Source organism: Franzmannia qiaohouensis, from assembly GCF_031451695.1.
Lineage (GTDB): Bacteria > Pseudomonadota > Gammaproteobacteria > Pseudomonadales > Halomonadaceae > Franzmannia > Franzmannia qiaohouensis.
Window position 1 is genome coordinate 51315 of record NZ_JARWAM010000007.1, and the last position, 21497, is coordinate 72811.

Consider the following 21497-nt stretch of genomic DNA (forward strand, 5'->3'; position numbering starts at 1 on the left):
CGGAGAAACTCTATGAAGTCCATTATTCGCAACCGCGTTCTCAAAGGATCCGGCATTGCCGTCGTGGGGCTGTCGGCACTCGCCGTGGCGGTCAGCGCCCATGCGCAGCAGACGCTGAATATCGTCTCCTGGGGCGGCGCCTACAGCATGAGCCAGCACGAGGCTTACGATAAGCCATGGATGGAAATGACCGGTGATGAGATCGTCAACATCGATCGCAGCGCCAATGCCCTGGCCGGGCTGCGCTCCCAGACCCAGGCCGGCAACGTCACCTGGGACCTGGTGGACATGCTGCCTGCGGATGCCATGATTGCCTGCGCCGAGGGCCTGATCGAGCCCCTCGACCATGACGAGCTGCTGGCCGATGCGCCGGACGGCACGCCGCCCAGCGAGGACTTCGTCGACGGCGCGCTGGGTGAGTGCTTCGTGGCCTCCATCGTGTACTCCAACATCGTTGGCTTCAATACCGAGATGTTCCCCGAGGACGACCAGCCGAGCACCATCGAGGATGTCTTCGACCTCGAGAACTACCCCGGTCAGCGGGCGCTGATGCGTCGCCCTATCAACAACCTGGAGTGGGCTCTGATCGCCGACGGTGTCGATCGTGACGATGTCTACGACATGCTCGAGACCGAGGAGGGCATTCAGCGCGCCTTCGCCAAGCTGGATACCATCAAGGATCACGTGATCTGGTGGGAAGAAGGCGCTCAGCCGCCGCAGCTGCTTGCCGACCAGGAAGTGGCCTTCGCATCGGCCTACAACGGCCGTATCTTCGATGCCATGGTCAGCGAGAACCAGCCGTTCGACATCATCTGGGACGCTCAGGTCTTCGAGTTGGATGGCTGGGTGGTGCCCACCGGCAAGCTCGACAAGGTGCGCGACTATCTCTACTTCGCCACTGATACCCAGCGCCTCGCCGACCAGGCGCAGTACATCTCCTACGGCCCGGCGCGCCTCTCCTCTGCGGATCTGGTCTCGACCCACGCCGAGACCGGCATCGAGATGGAAACCCACATGCCCACCTACGAGCCCAACTTCGCCACGGCGATCCAGAAGGACGATGAGTTCTGGGCCGACTACCTCGACGAGTTGAGCCAGCGCTTCGACGCCTGGCTGGCACAGTAAGACCCTCCGTCGCGCCACCCATTGGGTGGCGCGACGTCCGTTTCCTGTCGACTGACTGATGGAGAGGTCCGCGTGTCCGACTCTGCTGCTCCGTTGACCACGGCCGACGGCGTACCGCTCAAGGTCAGCCTGCGTCGTGCCGTGCGTCGCTCTAAACTCAAGGCGCTGCTGCTGGTGTCGCCTTTGCTGCTGTTCCTGGGGATCGCCTTCGTGATCCCGATTTTCGAAATGCTGTCGCGTAGTGTCGCCAACCCCGAAGTCAGTACCCATCTGCCGCGCACCGTGGCGGCGCTGGAGAACTGGGATCGTCAGGCATTGCCCGATGAACCGGTCTTCGAGGCGCTGGTGGAGGATCTTCGCGAGGGACAGGCGGCGCGCAACCTCGGTCTGCTGGCCAGCCGGCTCAACTATGAGCGCTCGGGCATGCGTTCGGCGATTAACCGCACCGCGCGGGGCCTAGGCTCGATGGAGCCGCCCTATCGCGAGGCGATGATGGACGCCCATGCACGCTGGGGCGAGCTAGATACCTGGAAGCTGATCGAGCGAGAAGCGTCGCCCTTTACCATGACGTACTACCTGTCGGCCCTGGATCGACAGCTGACGCCGGATGGCGACATCACCATGGCGCCCGACAACCAGCAGATTCACGTCAGCCTGTTCTGGCGTACCTTCTGGATGAGTGGGCTGATCACCCTGATGACGCTGCTGCTCGGCTATCCGGTCGCCTTCCTGCTGGCCAACCTGCCGCTGCGCCACTCCAATCTGCTGATGATACTGGTGCTGCTGCCGTTCTGGACGTCGCTGCTGGTGCGCACCACGACCTGGATCGCGATCCTGCAGTCCCAGGGGGTGTTGAACGATATGATGGTGTTCCTTGGCGTCATCGCCGATGACGCGCGCTGGCAGATGATCCATAACAAGATCGGCACGGTGGTGGCGATGACGCACATCCTGCTGCCGTTCATGATCCTGCCGCTCTATTCGGTGATGAAGACCATCCCGCCGAGCTACATGCGTGCGGCGCGCTCGCTAGGCGGGCGCCCCTTTCTGTGTTTCCGACGGGTCTATTTCCCGTTGACGATACCCGGCATCGCCGCCGGGGGAATCCTGGTGTTCATCCTGTCGATCGGCTACTACATCACGCCGGCGCTGGTGGGCGGCCAGTCCGGGCGCTTCATCACCAACTATATCGCCTACCACATGCAGACCTCGCTGAACTGGGGCCTGGCGGCGGCGATCGCGTCGATCCTGCTGTGCGTGGTGGTGGTCTTCTATATGGTCTTCAATCGCCTGGTCGGCGTCGACAAGGTCAAACTGGGGTAACTCATGGCGATACCTTCCTATGCCACTCGCGGCGAGCGCATCTGGCACTACGTGTTCCTCGGCCTGTGTGGGCTGATCTTCCTGTTCCTGGTCGGTCCGCTGCTGGTGATCATTCCGCTGTCGTTCAATGCGCAGCCCTACTTCACCTTTACCCAGGAGATGCTGACCTTCGATCCGCAGGGCTATTCGCTGCGCTGGTATCAGGACTTCTTCACCTCCAGTCGCTGGCTCAACGCGATCAAGAACAGCTTCATCATCGGTATCGCTTCGACGATCCTGGCCACGGTGCTGGGTACCATCGCCGCGCTGGGGCTGTCGAGCCGCCACATGCCGGCGCGTGGCGTGATCATGGCGCTGCTGATCTCTCCGATGATCGTGCCACTGATCATCTCGGCGGCGGCGATGTTCTTCTTCTTCTCGCGGATCAACCTGGCGCAGACCTATCTGGGCGTGATCCTGGCGCATACCGCGCTGGGGATTCCGTTCGTGGTGATCACCGTCACCGCGACGCTGTCGAGTTTCGATACCACTCTGATTCGCGCCGCGCACAGCCTGGGTGCCAACCCCACCCGCACCTTCTTCAAGGTGGTGCTGCCGCTGGTCACGCCGGGGGTGGTGTCGGGGGCGCTGTTTGCCTTCATTACCTCGTTTGACGAGGTGGTGGTGGTGCTGTTCATCGCCGGGCCCGAGCAGCGCACCATGCCGATCCAGATGTGGTCGGGGATTCGCGAGCAGATCAGTCCCACCATCCTGGCCGTGGCCACGCTGCTGGTGCTGCTGTCGATGCTGCTATTGACGACGCTTGAACTGCTGCGTCGGCGTGGAGAGCGGCTGCGTGGCGTTACTCCCGGCTGAATCGAGTGGCGTTCAGCGATATAGGCGACAGCGCCCGGCCCAGGCCGGGCGCTGTCGTTGAGGGCAAAAATGGCTAAAGATCGCCAAGCCGGGGCCGATAGTTTGAATTGACCATCAACGCCTAGCCTTTTTCCGCGACCGCTGGTCACCGGGGCTGGTAAAAAGGTAGCCATCGAAAAAGAGGAATCATGACATGAGTGCGATGCGCGGAGCGGCCGCTTATGGCCGCGGTGCCAATGCCTACGCTAAGGTCGGCGTCGAGAGCGGGGTGATGTCGGCAAGCCCTCATCAGTTGATCGTGATGCTGTTCGACGGTGCCCAGGCGTCGATTCGTGCGGCGCGGATCCATATGCAGAACGGCAACACTGCCGAAAAGGGCAAGTCGATCTCCAAGGCCCTGGATATCGTCAATAACGGCCTGATGGCGGCACTGGATGCCGAGCGCGGCGGAGACGTCGCCCAGCGCCTGGCGTCACTGTATGACTACATCGCGCGTTTGCTGCTGGCCGCTAATCTGCGCAACGACGAACAGAGTCTCGATGAGGCGGGCAAGCTCCTCGAAGACATTGGCACTGCCTGGCGCGAGATTGGTACCCAGCCCGGCGCGCAAGCGAGCGGCCAGTGAGCGCCGGCGAACTCTCGAACTCCGCCAAGCAGACGCTGGTGCTCAAGCGCTATGAGGCGCTGCGGGTGCAGGCCGACGGCATGCTTGAGCTGGCGCGCAGCGAAGCCTGGAGTGAGCTGATCCAGCAGCAGGCACGCTATGTCGTGGAAGTCGAGCGACTGTCGCGCCTGGAAGAGGGGCTCGATTTCGATGCGGACAATCGCCAGCGCAAGGCGCTGCTGCTCGAGGCGATCCTCGAGAGTGATCGTGAGGTGCGTGAAAGACTGGTGGCGCGACGCGATGAGTTGGGGACGCTGATCGGCACCAGCCAGCGCAAGCGCGACCTGAGCCGCGCTTACCGCACCGCCAGTGGCAACAATGTGGTCGATGCCGAGTACGTGTTTACCGGCGAGACCATGCGTAACCCGCCAGGCAGCTCGTGAGTGGTATCACGCCACTGCTCGACACCTTGCTGCACCAGGTGCTGGGCAAGCGAGTCGACTTGCCGACCCAGCGCGAGCTGAACGAGCCGGTCCGTCCTACCGACCCCAGCCGTGCGCCCCGTGCGGTGCACAGCGACTCGCGCCTTGACTCGCGCCAGCCCACTGTGCAGGGCCTGACCGGGGCGGTGGCGCGAGAGGGCGGTCGGCTGCCGGGGCCGGCGCTGCCCACTGGTGATGCGCCAGCCTCCACGCATACGCATTTCAGCCAGGCGGCGCGCACTATCGCCGACATCCTGGTCAAGTTTCCTGCACCGCCGTCGACACTGCGTCCCGCTGCGCCGCTGGTGGCGCCCTCGCAGCCGGCGGCGGTTCCCGCCGGCCAGCTGGCCACTCAGCTGCAGTCATCGATCAATCATAGCGGCCTGTTCTATGAATCCCACCTGGGGCGCTGGTACCGTGGTGAACTGCCGCGTCAGGCGTTGGACGCCCAGCCCCAGATGCAGCTGACGCAGGGGCAGCGAGCGCCCCAGGCGGCACCCGCTACGCTGTCGCCATCCGCTGGCGGCGGGGCTATGCAGTGGCCGGCGGCGCCGCTGTCACCGCGTGGGGCCCTGGTGTTCAGCGGCCCCTTCGTGCCGCTCGGCAGCCCTGCTGCGTCGGTGGCGCTAGGGATGATGACGACGGCTCAGCCGGGCGCTGGTGGTGCGGCCAACACGCTGGGGGCGGGTGGATATATACCGTTATCTTCGCAGCCGTCATTCGCCGCGCCAGGCGCCTCGGCGTCAGCGCCGGTCGCTAGCACTGCTCCGCCGGCACTTCCCGCCCAGGTCGCTGCCCAGGCTATGGAAGGCGCTGAGCCAGTCGCCTCGCGCGCCGCGGGGCAGCTCGCGGAGTCGACCAACGAACTGTTGCAGGGCCTGATCCGCCATCAGCTGGAGGTGTTGGTAACGCCGATACTGCGCTGGGAGGGTGACGTATGGTCGGGTATCTTCATGGCGCTGATGATCCAGCTGCCCGTCGAGCGTGAGCGCTCGCCACCGGGTGAGGGGGGCGGCGCCCATGAGGAGGAAGAGCCGGCCTGGCACTCGACGCTGTCGCTGACGCTGCCGGCTCTGGGCGAGATCCACGTCGATCTGCGCCTCAAGGGCGAGCGGGTAGCACTGACCCTTGAGAGCGTGTCTCGTGATGTGGTCCAGCGTCTGGAGGAGGGCAAGGAGCGCCTGCGTGACCGATTGACGGCGCGCGGCTTCCAGGAAGTGGCGCTGCTGGCGCGCCTGCGCGTCGAGGAGGGGGACCATCATGAGTGAACGCACTACGCCCCCAAGGCGCCGCCAGGCCGTGGCCTTGGCCTATCAGGAGAGCGATGGCGCTCCGCGGGTGCTGGCGCGCGGCTACGGCGACCTGGCCGAACGCATCATCGCCGAGGCGCGGCGCCAGGGCGTCTTCGTGCACGATGCCCCGGAGCTGGTCAGCCTGTTGATGCAGCTGGATATCGACGAACGGATACCTTCGACCCTCTATGAGGTGATTGCCGAGCTGCTGATCTGGGCCCGTGAGCTGTCTTTGGAGGAAGAAACGCGTCAGTGATGGGAGACAAATTGTAATAAATTGTCTCTGCGTGGATGTCCTAATGTCTCTAAATTGCTACGTGAAAATTTAGTAATTTAACTTAACCTGCTGTTTTCCCTTCCCTCTCTGCAGTTTGATTCAGGTCAAGGTTTAGTGCCTTTACCTCAGCCCGTTGAAGATGGGTGTTGAAAGACATCATATAAAAGTCTCAAACTACGTTCATCCTAGCTCGCGCCGGACACCGGCAACCGAGCAGGCGCCCAAGGGGAATGACAACGGGCGACGATAATAAGGGCACAACGGCGCACTACGCACTGCCCAGAGCCACAAGAGCTCGGCCTGATAACGAACAACGCAGGGAACACCTACCATGACTACCGATTCCATTCTGGACGAGATCCAGGACCTCAACCTGTCCTACCTGCTGCTCGTTCAGCGTTTGCTGAGCGAAGACCGCGCTTCGGCGATGTTCCGCCTCAAGCTTACCGAAGAGATGGCCGAGCTGTTGGCAACCCTCTCCGCCAAACAGCTCGGCAAGCTGTCGCGGACCAACCAGCTGCTGTGTCGGCTGTGCTACGAGGATGCCGACCAGCTGCGCAAGCTGACCCACAACCAGCGCGAGCAGGGGCTCTCCCAGACCCACGCTTCACTGCTAATGGCGGTTGCACCGACGGGCGCGGTTGCGCTGCAGGAGGGCTAGGCATGCCGGACAAGAGCCTCGTCAGCGAAATGCTGCAGGTGCAGATGGCCATCGAGCTGATCGAGCTCGGGGCGCGTCTGCAGGTACTGGAGACCGAAACGGACCTGAGCCGTGCTCGCCTGATTCGCCTCTACAAGGAGGTGCGCGGCATGTCGCCGCCCAAGGGCATGCTGCCGTTCTCGACCGACTGGTTCATCACCTGGATGCCCAACGTCCACTCCTCGCTGTTCTACAATATTTACCTTCGTCTAAAGCAAGATTACGGTTGCCAGCGGATGGAGGCCTTCGTCAAGGCGTTTCGGCTGTATCTCGAGCAGGTCGATCTCGACGAGGCCGAACCGGTGCTTGGCCTGACGCGTGCCTGGACCCTGATTCGCTTCTTCGAAAGCGACATGCTCGAACTCAATCCCTGTACCAGCTGCGGTGGTCACTTCGTGGCCCATGCGCATACTCCCAGCCAGGACTTCGTGTGCGGCATTTGCCAGCCGCCGTCGCGTGCCGGCAAGACTCGCAAGCGCCTGGCCGAGGCCAGGGCGGCAGTGACCACGGAGCAGGCCGTCGCCGCCGCTCGTTAAACTCGTTGCCGTACCGCTCGCCCCGTGCCGCCTGGTGCGGGGTTTTTCATTTCTGGATGACGCAGCTGCACCACAAGTTTTTGTCGATTGGCCCTCAAGCCAGCGCAGTGTGTGCCGATAACTGTGTTGAAGCCACCCATGCCGTAGCAAAGGATACCGGTCGTGCTGATACCCATTGGATTCTTGATCGTTACATTCTCCGTATTCGGCGGCTTTGCACTTGCCGGCGGCCATCTGGGGCCACTCTATCAGCCCACCGAGATCCTGATGATCTGCGGTGCGGCGATTGGTGCCTTCGTGGCTGCCAACAACGGCAAGGCGATGCTCGCTACCCTTCGCACCACCACCAAGCTCAAGCGCACGGTGAAGTACAACAAGGAAACCTACATGGAGCTGATGGCCCTGCAGTACAAGCTGCTGGCCAAGGCTCGTCGCGATGGCATGCTGGCCATCGAGCGCGACATCGACAACCCCCAGGAGAGCCCGCTGTTCTCCGAGTATCCCAAGATCCAGGCGGATCCGATGATAATGGGCTTTCTCACCGATTATCTGCGCCTGATGATCAGCGGCAACATGGATCCGCACCAGATCGACGAGTTGATGGAGCACGAGATCGAGGCCTTCGAGCACGAGGCGCACATACCTGCCGACGCTCTCGCCAAGGTGGGTGACGGTCTGCCGGCGTTCGGCATCGTTGCTGCCGTGCTGGGGGTCATCAAGGCACTGAGCGCCGCCGATGCAGGTCCCGACGAGATGGGCTACATGATCGCCCACGCCCTGGTCGGTACCTTCCTTGGCATCCTGCTGGCCTACGGGTTCGTCAATCCGCTGGCCAGTCGTATCGATCGCCAGGTCGCTGAAGCGGTGAAGATGCTGCAGTGCATCCGCGTCACGCTGCTGGCGAGCCTCAACGGCTATGCGCCCCAGCTGGCGGTGGAGTTTGGCCGCAAGGCGCTACACACCGCCGAACGCCCGACCTTCAATGAGCTCGAGGATCACGTTCGCGCCGCCAAGAGCACGGGTACGGGGGGCGCATGAGCGAAGATCGCCGCCCTATCATCATCAAGCGCAAGAAGGTCGTACATGGCCATCATGGTGGTAGCTGGAAGATAGCGCTGGCCGACTTCATGACCGCACTGATGGCGCTGTTCCTGGTGCTGTGGATCCTGTCCACGGCCAGCGAAGAGCAGTTGGAGAGCGTGGCCGAGTACTTCCGTACGCCGCTGGCGGTGGCGATTGCCGGCGGCGACCGTACCTCCTCCAGCGACAGCGCGATTCCAGGCGGCGGCCCGGACCCGGTTCATGAAGAGGGCGAACGGATGCGCATCGACATGCGTACCCAGAGCCGCAGCAGTGATGAGATTCGCCGTTTTCGCAACCTCCAGCAGCGCATGGAGACCCTGATCGAGGGCGACCCGCAGCTGCGCGAGTTGCGCCGTCAGATCCGCTTCGACATGACCCCCGAGGGGTTGCGAGTACAGCTGGTGGATACCGAGCAGCGCCCGATGTTCGAACTCGGCAGCGATGCCGTGGCGCCCTACATGCGCAACCTGCTGAGGGCCATCGCGCCACTGCTCAATGAAATGGACAACCCGCTCAGCCTCAGCGGCCACACCGACAGCATTCCCTATTCCGGGGGGTACCGCGGCTACAGCAACTGGGAGCTCTCCAGCGACCGTGCCAATGCCTCGCGACGCGAGCTGGTGGCCGGCGGGCTCGACCCGGACAAGCTGCTGAGGGTGGCGGGCATGGGCGATCGCGTGCCGCTGTCAGACACCCAGCCCGACGATCCGGTCAATCGGCGCATTGCCATCGTAGTGCTCGACGAGCGCTCGGCCCAGGCGATTCGCTCCCAGGGTTTGCCAGGTGGCGGAAGCATACCTTCGCCTGCTGCTTCGCGGCTGGCCGACGAGATCGACGCCTCGCCGGTCGAGCAGTTCCGCCAGGGGCTCGACGAAACGCTGAGCAACGACTAGCGGTTTAATCATTCAGGGAATGCGCATGGATATCACCGACTTTTACGACACATTTTTCGAAGAGGCCGAAGAGCTTCTCGGCGATATGGAGCGGCACCTGCTGGAGTTGGATCTCGATGATCCCGACGCCGAGCAGCTCAACGCCATTTTCCGTGCCGCCCACTCGATCAAGGGCGGTGCCGGCACCTTCGGCTTCGATGTGCTGCAGCACACCACCCACCTGTTCGAGAACATACTCGATTACACACGTCGCGGCGAGCTGGCGCTGCGCCGCGACATCGTCGACACCTTTCTGGAAACCAAGGATATGCTGCACGACCAGCTCGATGCCTACCGCAACGGCCAGCAGCCCGACGCCGAGGCCTACGCGCGAATCTGCCAGACCCTTCAGCAGATGGCTCTCGAAGAGATGGGTGTGGCGGTCGACGAGGGCGCACCGGCCCCCGCTGCCAAGCCTCAACCTGAGCCCGAGCCGCAAGCCGAGTCGGCAGCGGCCGGAGACGCTGGTGATCATCTCGAGGTCGCGCTGATCAAGGTCGACGACAAGGATCGCGAGCTGCTGGTGGAGGAGCTTGGGCAACTCGGTGAGGTGCTGTCACAGCGCAGCGATGGCGAGCGTTACCTGGTAACGCTCGATACCAGCGCCAGCGCCGACGATATCGAGGCGGTGATGTGCTTTATCATCGACGCCGACCAGGTCGAAGTTCGCTCGTTGCGCGCTGCGGAGCAGGGCAGTGGCGATAGCGCGCCTGCCAGCAAGCCCGCCGCACCGCCGGCTGTCGCCGAGCCTGCAGTGCCCGCCAGCACGGCGCCCAAGGATGCGCCTGCCAAGGCGCCGAGCAGCAAGCCCAAGGCCAAGGCAGCCGGCGGCGAGTCGACGTCGATACGCGTGCCGGTGGACAAGGTCGACCAGATCATCAATTTGGTCGGCGAGCTGATCATCACCCAGTCGATGCTCGACCAGACTGCCAGTGAACTGGACGGCGTGGCCCACGGGGCGATGGTCAACGGCATGAGCCTGCTGCAGCGCAATGCGCGGGACCTGCAGGAAGCGGTGATGTCGATCCGCATGGTGCCCATGGACTATGTGTTCAGCCGTTTTCCGCGGCTGGTGCGTGACCTGGCCGCCAAGCTCGACAAGGACGTGGAGCTGGTCACCGAAGGCAAGTCCACCGAACTCGACAAGAGTCTTACCGAGCGCATCATCGATCCGCTGACCCACCTGGTGCGCAACAGCCTCGACCACGGCATCGAAACGCCCGACAAGCGCGAGGCTGCCGGCAAGCCACGCACCGGTCGCCTGACGCTGTCCGCCCAGCATCAGGGGGGCAATATCCTGATCGAGGTGATCGACGACGGCGCCGGCCTTAACCGCGACAAGCTGTTGAGCAAGGCCCGCGAGAGCGGCCTGAGCGTCTCCGACAGCATGAGCGACGACGAGGTCTGGCAGCTGATCTTTGCCCCCGGCTTCTCAACCGCCCAGGAAGTCAGCGACGTCTCCGGACGCGGTGTCGGCATGGATGTGGTCAAGCGCAACATCCAGGGCATGGGCGGACACGTCGAGATCCTGTCACGCCCCGGGGAGGGTACTACCACGCGCATCGTGCTGCCGCTTACCCTGGCGATTCTCGATGGCATGTCGATCAAGGTCGGCGAAGAGATCTTCATCCTGCCGCTGGGCGCGGTGCTCGAGTCGCTGCAGCCCACCGAGGAGGAGCTCTACGCCATGGCCGGCGACGACATCCTGCTCAAGGTGCGTGACGAGTACCTGCCGGTGATCGCCGTGCATGAGGTGCTCGACGTGGCCAACGCGCGCACCAAGCTCACCGACTCGATTGCCGTGATCGTGCAGGGCGAAGGGCGCCGCTATGCGCTGCTGGTCGACGACCTGATTGGCCAGCAGCAGGTCGTGGTCAAGAACCTAGAAACCAACTATCGCAAGGTGCCCGGTGTCTCCGCTGCCACCATCCTCGGCGACGGTAGCGTCGCTCTGATCCTGGATATCGCCGACATGCACCGTCTGAGTAGAACCAAGAAAGAGGCACGTCACGCCTCGCGCTTTCCCTCGGGCGTCAATACGCCCGTGCCTTTCAAGGAGGTAGAACCGTCATGACCAGCAACCTCAACGCCGCCAACGTCGCTGCGGCCGACGCCCATAGCCGCGAATTCCTGGTGTTCTCGCTGGGTGAAGAGGAGTACGCCGTGGATATCCTCAAGGTGCAGGAGATCCGTGGCTACGAGAATGTCACGCGGATCGCCAATGCGCCTGACTTCATCAAGGGGGTGACCAACCTGCGTGGCGTGATCGTGCCGATCGTCGACCTGCGCATCAAGTTCCACCTCGACAGCGTCGAGTACGGCGGCCAGACCGTGGTCATCGTGGTCAACGTTGGCGAGCGGGTGGTTGGCATTGTGGTCGACGGCGTGTCCGACGTGATGAGCTTGACGCCCGAACAGATCAAGCCGGCGCCGGAGTTTGGCGTCACGCTCTCCTCCGACTACCTGAGCGGCCTGGGCAGTCTCGAGGACCGCATGCTGGTACTGGTCGATATCGAAAAACTGTTGACCAGCGAAGAGATGGCGCTGGTCGACCACGTTGCCGAGTAAGGCGCAATCGTTGCGGCTTGTGGTAGAGGAATTGTGAAGTGGCGCAAATGACGACGACCAGCAAGCTGTGGAGCTTGCTGGGGGGTATCTGGCTGGCAATGCTGATGCTGGTTGGATGGATGAGCTGGGAGAATCGCCAGACCATCGAGAGCGAACGGCGCGAGAGCGTGCGCTACGTCATCGAGAGCGTCATGAGCCAGCTGGAATCGCTGCAGCAGCGTGTCGTGGCCGGAGAGCTGAGCGAGGAAGAGGCGCGTCAGCGCGCCCTGGCCAACCTGGGGAGCGTACGCTTCGGGGAAGACGAATATATCTTCGCCTTCGACAGCCAGATGCATATCGTCTCCCATGCCCGGCGCAGCGCAGGCGATGACATGAGTGGTTTCGAGGACCCGAGGGGCAATCGTACCTATGCCAATCTGCTCGATATCGCTCGCAGCGAGGGGGGCGGCTTCGTCGAGTATTACTCGCGCCGCGCCGGCGGCGAGGAGCAGTCGGCCAAGGTCAGCTATGTAGAGCGCTTCGAGGAGTGGGACTGGTATGTTGCCACCGGTGTCTATATCGACGACATCAATGCGGCATTCATGGCAGGTCTGCTGCGCACGGCCGTCATTCTGCTGATAATCGGGTTGCCCCTGACGCTGCTGATGGGGCTGGTGATTCGCGATGTCTCCAGGCGTCTAGGCGGCGACCCCCGCTACGCGGCTGAGGTGGTGTCGCTCATCGCCGATGGCGACCTGACGCATCAGGCCACGCTAACCGCAGGCGATCGCCACAGCCTGCTATACGATATCAACCGCATGCGCGAGGCGCTGGTCAGTACCATCGGCGATATTCATCTCAGTGCCGATGATGTCAGCGCGGCTGCGGTGCAGATTACTGCCGGTAACGACGAGCTTGCGACCCGCACCGAGCAGCAGGCTGCCTCCCTTGCCGAGACGGCCTCGAGCATGGAAGAGCTGACGGCGACAGTGAAGCAGAACGCCGAGAACGCCGAGCATGCGCGTGTGCTGGCCGAGGATACGGCACACAGTGCCCATCGCGGCAGGCAGTCCATGGAAACCCTGGTTTCCAGCATGGAGAGCATCAGTGCCAGTGCCAGCCAGATGAGCACGATTGTCGATACCATCGAGTCGATCGCTTTTCAGACTAATATTCTGGCCCTCAATGCCTCGGTGGAAGCGGCCCGAGCCGGTGAGCAAGGGCGCGGCTTTGCCGTGGTGGCTGGAGAGGTGCGCAACCTGGCTAGCCGCAGCGCAGAGGCGGCCAGCGAGATAAAGTCCTTGATCGACAATTCCGATAGTCAGACCGCCAAGGGCAGCCAGCAGGCGCGCGATACCGGCGCCATCATTACCGGGATGGTCGATAGCATCACCCAGCTGAGTACCTTGGTCAGCGAAATCTCGGCTGCCTCCGACGAGCAGAGTCACGGCATCGAGCAGGTCAACGAGGCCGTCACACAGATGGACCAGATGACCCAGCAGAATGCGGGGCTGGTACAGGAGAGCGCTGCGGCTTCCCAGCGCATGGAGGCGCAGAGCGGTTTGCTTCGTCAACACATCGCACGCTTCCGGATTGCGGGTGCCGAGTCGTCGTCCAGCGGCTTTCAGTGGCAGCCTCCGGCACGCTTGCCGGTGTCAGATGCCACCCGCTGATCACCAGCGTGGCCACCAGTGCTCATCTCAGGAGGCTTCGGCCTCCTGTTCTATTTGGTATTTCCCTTTCAGGCTAAAGACTTGGGCGCTACTGCCGATAGTTTATGAGTGGCCTTTCAAGTATGCCTGTGCGCTAGAGAGCTAGCGCCTGTTGAGGGGTGGTAATGTCGAAATGGAGAAAGGACTGACGTGAAGTTACTCGACAATATGACGGTACGCGTGAGCTGGGGATTGGTATTGGCCGTGTTCGCCGTGCTGATCGCAGTGCTCAGTGCGCTGGGCCTGTATGCCGTCAACTACAGTGAACGTTCGCTTGAGACACTCAATCGAGTCAATGTCGATCAGCGTGCCGAGTTGAACCGCACTAACTCCCAGCTGCTCTCGACCCGGCTGGCGATGAACCACATCCAGGAGAGCCTGTCAGAGGCGCGCTCTCGTCAGCAGACCGAGCAGGCCCGGCAGCAGGCAACGGGCATGGCGTCTGAGCTCGAGCGTATCGAATCGACCTTCGCCGATTTCCAGGCCGTGCCGGCCCAGGCCGAGCATCGGCCGATGTTGAATGAGATCGAGGCCGCGTTCCAGATGCTGATGGCCGATGTGCTGCGCCCACAGCAGCAGGCGTTGGCCAACAACGACCCACAGGCCTTTCTCGAGCTGCGCGACCTGGCAAATCGTTACACGGATCGTTTCTATCGCGATTCGGTCGCCTTCTTCGACCGTGCCGACGCCGAGGGTCAGGCACTCTACAGCGATTTCATGAATATTGCCGGCTGGTTGATGATAGCCATCATTGCGGCGCTAGCTGCGGCTGCCGTCACTATCGTGGTCGTGCTGTGGGGCGTCACCGTGAATGTGATTCGTCCGCTCAAGCGGGTCGTGGCGCACTTCGAGCAGATGGCAAAAGGCGATCTGTCGGCGGCCATCGAGCGACGTGGCAACAATGAGATCGGCCAACTGTTTGCTTCCCTCGAGCATATGCAGGAGGGGCTGTCGACCACGGTCAGCAGCGTGCGCAACAGCAGTCAGTCGATCTTCGTCGGCGCCCAGGAGATCGCCCACGGCAATAATGATCTCTCCGCACGCACCGAGCAGCAGGCCGCCTCCATCGAGGAGACCGCCTCGAGCATGGAGCAGCTGACCTCGACGGTGAGCCAGAACGCCGATAACGCTCGCCAGGCCAGCCAACTGGCCACTACCGCCTCGCAGACCGCCAGCCGCGGCGGCGAAGTGGTGGGCAACGTGGTCAGCACCATGCGTGAAATCAACGACAGTTCGCGCCAGGTCACCGAGATCATCAAGGTCATCGATTCGATTGCCTTTCAGACCAATATCCTGGCGCTGAACGCGTCGGTTGAGGCGGCGCGGGCCGGTGAGCAGGGCCGTGGTTTTGCGGTGGTCGCCGGTGAAGTGCGCAACCTGGCCGGGCGCAGCAGCGAGGCCTCCAGCGAGATTCGCAAGCTGATCGAAGCCTCGGTCAGCAAGGTCGAAGCGGGCACCACACTGGTGGATCAAGCCGGCCAGACCATGGCCGAGATCGTCGACTCGGTGCAGAAGGTCACCGATATCATGGACGAGATCGCCTCTGCCTCCCAGGAGCAGAGCAACGGCATCGGCCAGGTCAACCAGGCCATCACCCAGCTCGATCAGGTGACCCAGCAGAACGCCACCCTGGTTCAGCAGGCGGCGAGCGCGGCAAGTGAACTCGAGCTCGAGTCGAGCCGTCTGCGCGAAGCCGTCTCGGCCTTCCGCCTGGCTCAGGCCGCCGAGCGGGCAAGCGCGGCGCCTGTGGAATCCTCACCCGCGGCTCTGACGGCGTCGGAGAGGCCAGCTGCGGTGACGCAGCGGCCTGCCAGTCGCCAGCCAGAAGCCGAGTGGGAAACCTTTTAAAACATGCCATCCGTCATCGTCGAGGCCGTTCCGGGAGGGATAGAATGAAGAATAATCAACCAATTACCCAACGTGAGTTCGTGCTCGACGATGAGCACTTCCTGATTTCGCGTACCGATCTCAAGGGCCGTATCACCTATGCCAATCCGGCCTTTATCGAGGTCAGCGGCTTCACCCACGAGGAGCTGATCGGTGCGCCGCATAACCTGGTGCGCCACCCCGACATGCCGCCTGAGGCCTTCGCCAACCTTTGGCAGACCCTGGAGGTCGGCGAGACCTGGCGTGGAATGGTCAAGAATCGCCGCAAGAACGGCGATCACTACTGGGTCGATGCCAACGTCACGCCGATCGTCGAGAATGGCGAGGTGGCGGGTTACACCTCGGTGCGGGTCAAGCCAAGCCGCGAGGCCGTCGATGCCGCCGAGGCAGCCTATCGCAAGATCCGCGACGGCCAGGGCAAGCACCTGACCCTGGAGCGCGGCAAGCTGCGCCGGCGCGGTCTGGCAGGCCTGGCTTCCAGGCTAAACCTGCGCACCATGCGCGCCCGCATGACCACCATGGTGGCGGTGGCGGTGGCGCTGCTGGTGGTGAGCGGCAGCCTGGGCCTCTACGGCCTGCAAGTCTCCGGCGAGCGGCTGCAGACCCTGAACCGCGATGGCCTCGAGGATGTGGCGCGCCTGCAGCAGGTCGATCAGCTGCTAACCCAGGCGCGGCAGAGTATGGAGCAGCCCATTAACAACGCCATGGGAGCCGACCTGGTGGCGTTGCGGCAAGACACTGACGCTGCGGTTGATCACATTGAACAACTATGGGCTGAGTTTATCGCCCGTGAGGTTAACCAGACGCCGGAAGTTGCTGATTTCAGCGAGCGGCTGAACCATGTCATGCACGATGGGTTGTTGATGTCGGTTCAGCATCTTGAGGAGCGAGATTTCTATCAGGCTCATAACGCCCATAACAATATCAGCCGCGAGATGGGGCAGGCGCTGGCCGGCGATATCAATGCGCTGATCGCCGACAAGCAGGCCGACGCCCAGGCGCTTGCCGCCGAAGCCGAGGCGGGGCAGCAGCTTATGCTGGTGGCTCAGCTGGGGGTGCTGCTGGTCGGCTTGCTGCTGCTGATCGGCATGGGCGTTATGACCATTCGCGCACTGGTCAAGCCGCTGCGCGAGGCGATGAACTTCACGCTGCAGATCGCCGGCGGCAATCTTGCCGCCGAGGTGCCGGCACGGCGTAACGATGAGGTCGGGCGGCTGCTCGGCGCGCTGGACACCATGCGCAAGAGCCTTGGCAGCATCGTCGGCGACGTCAACCAGGGGGTCAGCGTGGTGACGCCTGCGGCGCGGGATATCGCCAGCGGCAACGAGGATCTATCAGCGCGCACCGAGCAGCAGGCTGCCTCCCTCCAGGAGACCGCCTCGAGCATGGAGGAGATGACCGCCACGGTGCGCCAGAATGCCGACAACGCCCGTCAGGCCAGTAGCCTGGCGGTGGATAATGCCAGCAGCGTGCGCAGTACCGGCGAGGTGATGAACGACGTGGTTGCGACCATGCAGCGTATCACCGAGAGCTCGCGCAAGATGAGCGAGATCATCGGTGTGATCGACTCGATCGCCTTCCAGACCAATATCCTGGCGCTCAACGCCTCGGTGGAGGCGGCGCGGGCCGGCGAGCAGGGCCGCGGCTTCGCGGTAGTGGCAGGTGAAGTACGCAGCCTGGCCGGGCGCAGCGCCGATGCCGCGCGCGAGATTCGTCAGCTGATCGACGGCTCCAATGCCGAGATCGACAGCGGTGCCAAGCTGGTCAAGCGCGCCGAAACCTCGATCGGCGAGGTGGTGTCCGCGGCGACTCGGGTCAACGACATCATGGGCGAGATCACCGCGGCCTCGGACGAGCAGAGCGGCGGCATCACCCAGATCAATCAGGCCATCGCGCAGATGGACGAGGTCACCCAGCAGAATGCCGCCCGGGTCCAGTCCTCGGCGCGCGCCGCTGCGGAACTCGAGAGCCAGGCGCTGATGCTGGCCAATGCGGTGGCGGCCTTCCGTTTGCGCGGCGCGGGCATGGAGCAGGTCAAGCGTGCCGAGGCTGCCACTGCCTCGCTACAGCATCAGGAGCAGCGCGTCGAGGCCCGCGCCGAGCGCGTCGAGAAGCGTGTGGAGCGTATCGACGACGGTGAGGCGCGCGATCATCGCAAGCCCACCGCCAAGGCACCTCAGCCGGCTAGCGCCGATGAGTGGGAGGAGTTTTGAGCAATATGCCGCCGGGACAGGAGGCCAGCAGCTCCGGCTGGGCCTCCAGCAGTATGCTGGAACGGGATCTGGAGCTGACCGAGAGCGACTTTACGCGTATCCGTCAGTTGATCTATGAGCGTGCCGGCATCGTGCTCGCCGAGCACAAGCGCGAGATGGTCTATAGCCGCCTCGCCAAGCGCCTGCGCCACCACGGCCTGACGCGCTTCGGCGACTATCTGGCGCGGCTCGAGCGCCAGCCGGCGGCCAAGGAGTGGGAGGCCTTCACCAACGCCTTGACCACCAACCTGACCGCCTTCTTTCGCGAGGCGCATCACTTCCCGCTGCTGGCCGAGCACGTGGCGCGCCAGAGCGGCCCTGTGCGGGTATGGAGCGCCGCCGCGTCTACCGGCGAGGAGCCCTATTCCATCGCCATGTGCCTGACCGAGGCGCTGGGGCCGCGTGCCAAGGAGGCGCGGGTGGTGGCGACCGATATCGACACCGAAGCGCTAGCGCGTGCCCGGGCCGGCATCTACCCCATGGAGCAGGTACGCAAGCTCGATGAGTCGCGGGTCAAGCGCTTCTTCCTCAAAGGCGGCGGCGAGCGTATCGGCCTGGCCAAGGTGCGACCCGAGCTGACCGAGATGGTCGAATTCGAGTCGCTCAACCTATTGGCGCCGAGCTGGGCGGTGAAGGGGCCCTTCGATGCCATCTTCTGCCGCAACGTGATGATCTACTTCGACAAGAGCACCCAGGCCAAGATATTGGCGCGCTTTGCGCCGCTATTGAAGCCGGACGGTCTGTTATTCGCCGGCCATTCCGAGAATTTTTCTTATATCAGCGAGGCATTTCGGCTGCGCGGCCAGACGGTCTACGTGCTGACCCCGAAACGTTGATGTTTCGCCAGGGGTTGGCCGCTACATCGTCGAGTAGCGGCGGTTTTGAGCAAACGCCTAAAGTCTCCCCGGTATGCGCCGATATCACTAGCATGACGCTTCGCCAGTCGAAGCTGCGGCTGATTGTTGCAAAGGAGGTCTGCCTTGAGTGCAGCCAAGATCAAGGTGCTGTGTGTCGATGACTCGGCGCTGATTCGTGATCTGCTCAGCGAGATCATCAACGACCATGACGATATGGAAGTGGTCGCGGTAGCACCCGATCCGCTCGCCGCGCGCGACCTGATCAAGCAGCACAACCCCGATGTGCTGACTCTCGATGTCGAGATGCCGCGCATGGATGGCCTCGACTTTCTCGAGCGCCTGATGCGGCTGCGGCCGATGCCGGTGCTGATGGTCTCGTCGCTGACCCAGGCCGGCTCCGAAGTCACCCTGCGTGCGCTCGAGCTGGGGGCGGTGGACTTCCTGGCCAAGCCGGCGCTGGGTATTCGCAGCGGCATGCTCGACTACGCCGAGCTGATCGCCGACAAGATTCGTGCTGCGGCGCGTTCGCGGCCGCGCCAGGCGCGTCGCAGCGATGCGCCAGCGCCACAGGCGCTGAAGGCGCCGCTGATCACCAGTGAGAAGCTGCTGATCATTGGCGCCTCCACCGGCGGCACCGAGGCGATCCGCCAGGTGCTCGAGCCGCTGCCGGCCAACAGCCCGGCGATTCTGATCACCCAGCATATGCCGGGCGGTTTTACCCGGTCGTTTGCCGAGCGCCTCGACAAGCTGTGCCGGATCACCGTCAAGGAGGCCCAGGACGGCGAGCGGGTGCTGCCCGGGCACGCCTATATTGCTCCTGGGGACCAGCATCTGGAGCTGGCGCGCAGCGGTGCCAACTATGTGGCGCGCCTCAACGACGGGCCGCCGGTCAATCGGCATCGCCCCTCGGTTGACGTGCTGTTCGACTCGGCGGCCAAGCACGCCGGGCGCAATGCCATCGGCGTGCTGCTCACCGGGATGGGCAAGGATGGGGCCAAGGGGCTCCTGACCATGCGCGAGGCGGGGGCGGTGACCCTTGCCCAGGACGAGGCGAGCTGCGTGGTGTTCGGCATGCCCCGCGAGGCGATTGCCCTGGGCGGTGCCAGCGAAGTCGTCAGCCTGGATGATATTGCCTCGCGACTGATGGCGCTGGTGGCGGCGTCGGGCCGTGCGCAGCGGGTATAGGACGTGGAGCTGTCTGCAGTTGAGCAACGCCACTTCGCCAGTTAGCGGGCGGAGTGGGATAAAAAATACTATTAAGGAAACGCCGGGATGATGGGACTACTGCGCAATCTCAAGATAAGTCTACTGGTCAACGCGGTATTGGCTGCCTTCGTGGTGATGTTTGTTGCGCTACTGGTACTTAATACGCTGGAATCGCGCAGCGCCAACCAGACCATCGAACTGCAGGCGCACGTCAGCGATAGTCAGCTCAACGAGTTCAACCGCGCCGAGTCGCTGCTCAATCAGGCCAGGGTCAATCTCGAGGCGGGGCTCGGGCATATGATGGTGGGGCGCATGGGCGAGGCCCGTGAGGCCGGCGAGACGGCCGAAGCGTTCCTGGAGCGTGCTCAGGTGCGGATGCAGAGCTTTATTGATGCCCCCAAGAGCCATGAGGGGGAGGCCTTGGCCGAGCCGGTCATCGAGCATTTCGCGACGCTGATGACGATGGCCAGTGAGCAGGCCGTGACCCTTGATCAGATGGATACCAGCGGCTTCGCCCGGGTGCGTGCCGAGATGCAGGAGCCCGGCACACAGCTGGCCGAAGCATCGGCTGCCTTCGTCAGACATGCGGACAGCCAAGTGGCGGAGCAGCGCGCCGCCTATGACCGCCAGGCGCAGCTTTTTACCTGGCTCGAGTTTGGCATGCTGGCGCTGGTGGCGCTGCTGGTGATCGCACTGTTCGTGGTGCTGCGTGCGCTGCTGGTCAAGCCGCTGGGGCGTGCGGTGAAGAGTCTCGAGCGTATCTCCGAGGCGGACCTGTCAGAGCGGATCGACGTCATGGGGCGCAACGAGATCGGCCAGCTGTTCAACGCCATGCGCAGCATGCAGCAGAGCCTGATGAAGATCGTCGGCGACGTGCGCCAGAGCAGCAACTCGATCCATGTCGGGACCCGCGAGATCGCCAGCGGCAACGCCGATCTATCATCGCGCACCGAGCAGCAGGCGGCCTCTCTCGAAGAGACCGCCACCAGCATGGAACAGCTGACCGCGACGGTGAAGCAGAACGCCGACAACGCGCGTCAAGCCAGCGGCCTGGCCTTCGATGCCTCGAGCACCGCCAGTCGCGGCGGCGAGGTGGTCGACCAGGTGATCACCACCATGCACGGCATCTCCGGCAGCTCGAAGAAGATCGCCGATATCACCGGGGTGATCGACTCGATCGCCTTCCAGACCAATATCCTGGCGCTCAACGCCTCGGTGGAGGCGGCGCGTGCCGGCGAGCAGGGCCGCGGCTTTGCGGTGGTGGCCGGCGAGGTGCGTAACCTGGCGGGTCGCAGCGCGGATGCCGCCAAGGAGATCAAGGCGTTGATCGAGGGCTCGGTGTCCCAGGTCCAGGCGGGCTCGACGCTGGTCGAGCAGGCCGGAGAGACCATGCAGGAGGTGGTGGCGGCAGTAAGGCGCGTCACCGATATCATGGATGAGATATCGGCGGCCTCCCAGGAGCAGAGCGACGGCATCGAGCAGGTCAGTCAGGCCGTCAGCCAGATGGACGAGGTCACCCAGCAGAACGCCGCCCTGGTCCAGCAGGCCGCCGCCGCGGCGATGTCGCTGGAGGACCAGGCCAGCCGGCTCGAGCAGGCGGTGGCGGTGTTCCGCCTGCAGGCCGGCGACCAGGCCGCTGCGCTGCCGGCAGCACAAGAGCGCGACGCCCAGCACGATGCGCCAGCCCAATTGACGCGCCCGGCTCAGCCACGGCCCCAGACGCCGGAGCCCGCCTCTCGCAAACGCCGTGAGGCGGTGACCGAAGACGATTGGGAAGAATTTTGAACGCGTCGCTTGCGACGTAATGCCCCTAGCGGGCCGGCCGCG

At 63.5% G+C, this 21497-nt stretch carries 19 protein-coding genes; all 19 read left to right on the forward strand.

Annotated features, from left to right (window positions below; all coding sequences use genetic code 11):
• Positions 1–12 precede the first annotated feature (12 nt).
• The 19 genes from QC821_RS10830 (at position 13) to QC821_RS10920 (ending at position 21455) form a co-directional block, all read left to right on the forward strand.
• Complete coding sequence (locus QC821_RS10830) at positions 13–1125, forward strand: extracellular solute-binding protein (protein WP_309720928.1); 1113 nt, start codon at positions 13–15, stop codon at positions 1123–1125.
• A 72-nt stretch (positions 1126–1197) separates the two neighbouring features.
• Positions 1198–2448, forward strand: coding sequence for an ABC transporter permease (locus QC821_RS10835; protein WP_309720931.1), 1251 nt, complete (start codon positions 1198–1200; stop codon positions 2446–2448).
• A gap of 3 nt (positions 2449–2451) precedes the next feature.
• Positions 2452–3303 carry an ABC transporter permease gene (locus QC821_RS10840; protein ID WP_309720934.1) on the forward strand — a complete coding sequence of 284 codons (852 nt, stop codon included), beginning with the start codon at positions 2452–2454 and terminating at the stop codon, positions 3301–3303.
• A gap of 193 nt (positions 3304–3496) precedes the next feature.
• Complete coding sequence (gene fliS, locus QC821_RS10845; protein WP_309720937.1) at positions 3497–3928, forward strand: flagellar export chaperone FliS; 432 nt, start codon at positions 3497–3499, stop codon at positions 3926–3928.
• On the forward strand, positions 3925–4350 hold the full coding sequence (locus QC821_RS10850) for a flagellar protein FliT (protein ID WP_309720940.1): 426 nt from the start codon (positions 3925–3927) through the stop codon (positions 4348–4350). The genes fliS and QC821_RS10850 overlap by 4 nt, the downstream gene beginning before the upstream one ends.
• Entirely contained in the window at positions 4347–5657 is a 1311-nt protein-coding gene (gene fliK / locus QC821_RS10855; protein WP_309720943.1) for a flagellar hook-length control protein FliK, read from the forward strand. Before QC821_RS10850 ends, fliK begins: the two co-directional genes overlap by 4 nt.
• Positions 5650–5937, forward strand: coding sequence for an EscU/YscU/HrcU family type III secretion system export apparatus switch protein (locus tag QC821_RS10860; protein WP_309720946.1), 288 nt, complete (start codon positions 5650–5652; stop codon positions 5935–5937). Before fliK ends, QC821_RS10860 begins: the two co-directional genes overlap by 8 nt.
• A gap of 352 nt (positions 5938–6289) precedes the next feature.
• On the forward strand, positions 6290–6619 hold the full coding sequence (gene flhD, locus QC821_RS10865) for a flagellar transcriptional regulator FlhD (RefSeq protein ID WP_309720949.1): 330 nt from the start codon (positions 6290–6292) through the stop codon (positions 6617–6619).
• A gap of 2 nt (positions 6620–6621) precedes the next feature.
• The gene (flhC, locus tag QC821_RS10870) at positions 6622–7194 is read left to right on the forward strand and encodes a flagellar transcriptional regulator FlhC (protein ID WP_309720952.1); all 573 of its coding nucleotides are present in this window, start codon (positions 6622–6624) and stop codon (positions 7192–7194) included.
• A 162-nt stretch (positions 7195–7356) separates the two neighbouring features.
• Entirely contained in the window at positions 7357–8232 is an 876-nt protein-coding gene (motA, locus tag QC821_RS10875; protein WP_309720954.1) for a flagellar motor stator protein MotA, read from the forward strand.
• Entirely contained in the window at positions 8229–9170 is a 942-nt protein-coding gene (gene motB / locus QC821_RS10880) for a flagellar motor protein MotB (protein WP_309720957.1), read from the forward strand. The genes motA and motB overlap by 4 nt, the downstream gene beginning before the upstream one ends.
• 25 nt (positions 9171–9195) lie before the next feature.
• Positions 9196–11283: a chemotaxis protein CheA gene (gene cheA, locus QC821_RS10885; RefSeq protein ID WP_309720960.1), complete on the forward strand. Its 2088-nt coding sequence runs from the start codon at positions 9196–9198 to the stop codon at positions 11281–11283.
• Complete coding sequence (cheW, locus tag QC821_RS10890; protein WP_095619388.1) at positions 11280–11777, forward strand: chemotaxis protein CheW; 498 nt, start codon at positions 11280–11282, stop codon at positions 11775–11777. Before cheA ends, cheW begins: the two co-directional genes overlap by 4 nt.
• Positions 11778–11824: 47 nt before the next feature.
• Positions 11825–13429 carry a methyl-accepting chemotaxis protein gene (locus tag QC821_RS10895; protein WP_309720964.1) on the forward strand — a complete coding sequence of 535 codons (1605 nt, stop codon included), beginning with the start codon at positions 11825–11827 and terminating at the stop codon, positions 13427–13429.
• 189 nt (positions 13430–13618) lie between these two features.
• Positions 13619–15316, forward strand: a complete 1698-nt coding sequence (locus QC821_RS10900) for a methyl-accepting chemotaxis protein (RefSeq protein ID WP_309720967.1) — start codon at positions 13619–13621, stop codon at positions 15314–15316.
• A 44-nt stretch (positions 15317–15360) separates the two neighbouring features.
• Complete coding sequence (locus QC821_RS10905) at positions 15361–17568, forward strand: methyl-accepting chemotaxis protein (protein WP_309720970.1); 2208 nt, start codon at positions 15361–15363, stop codon at positions 17566–17568.
• A 5-nt stretch (positions 17569–17573) separates the two neighbouring features.
• Positions 17574–18443: a CheR family methyltransferase gene (locus QC821_RS10910; protein ID WP_309720973.1), complete on the forward strand. Its 870-nt coding sequence runs from the start codon at positions 17574–17576 to the stop codon at positions 18441–18443.
• A gap of 144 nt (positions 18444–18587) precedes the next feature.
• The gene (locus QC821_RS10915; protein WP_309720976.1) at positions 18588–19649 is read left to right on the forward strand and encodes a protein-glutamate methylesterase/protein-glutamine glutaminase; all 1062 of its coding nucleotides are present in this window, start codon (positions 18588–18590) and stop codon (positions 19647–19649) included.
• A gap of 87 nt (positions 19650–19736) precedes the next feature.
• Entirely contained in the window at positions 19737–21455 is a 1719-nt protein-coding gene (locus QC821_RS10920) for a methyl-accepting chemotaxis protein (RefSeq protein ID WP_309720979.1), read from the forward strand.
• Positions 21456–21497: the final 42 nt, after the last annotated feature.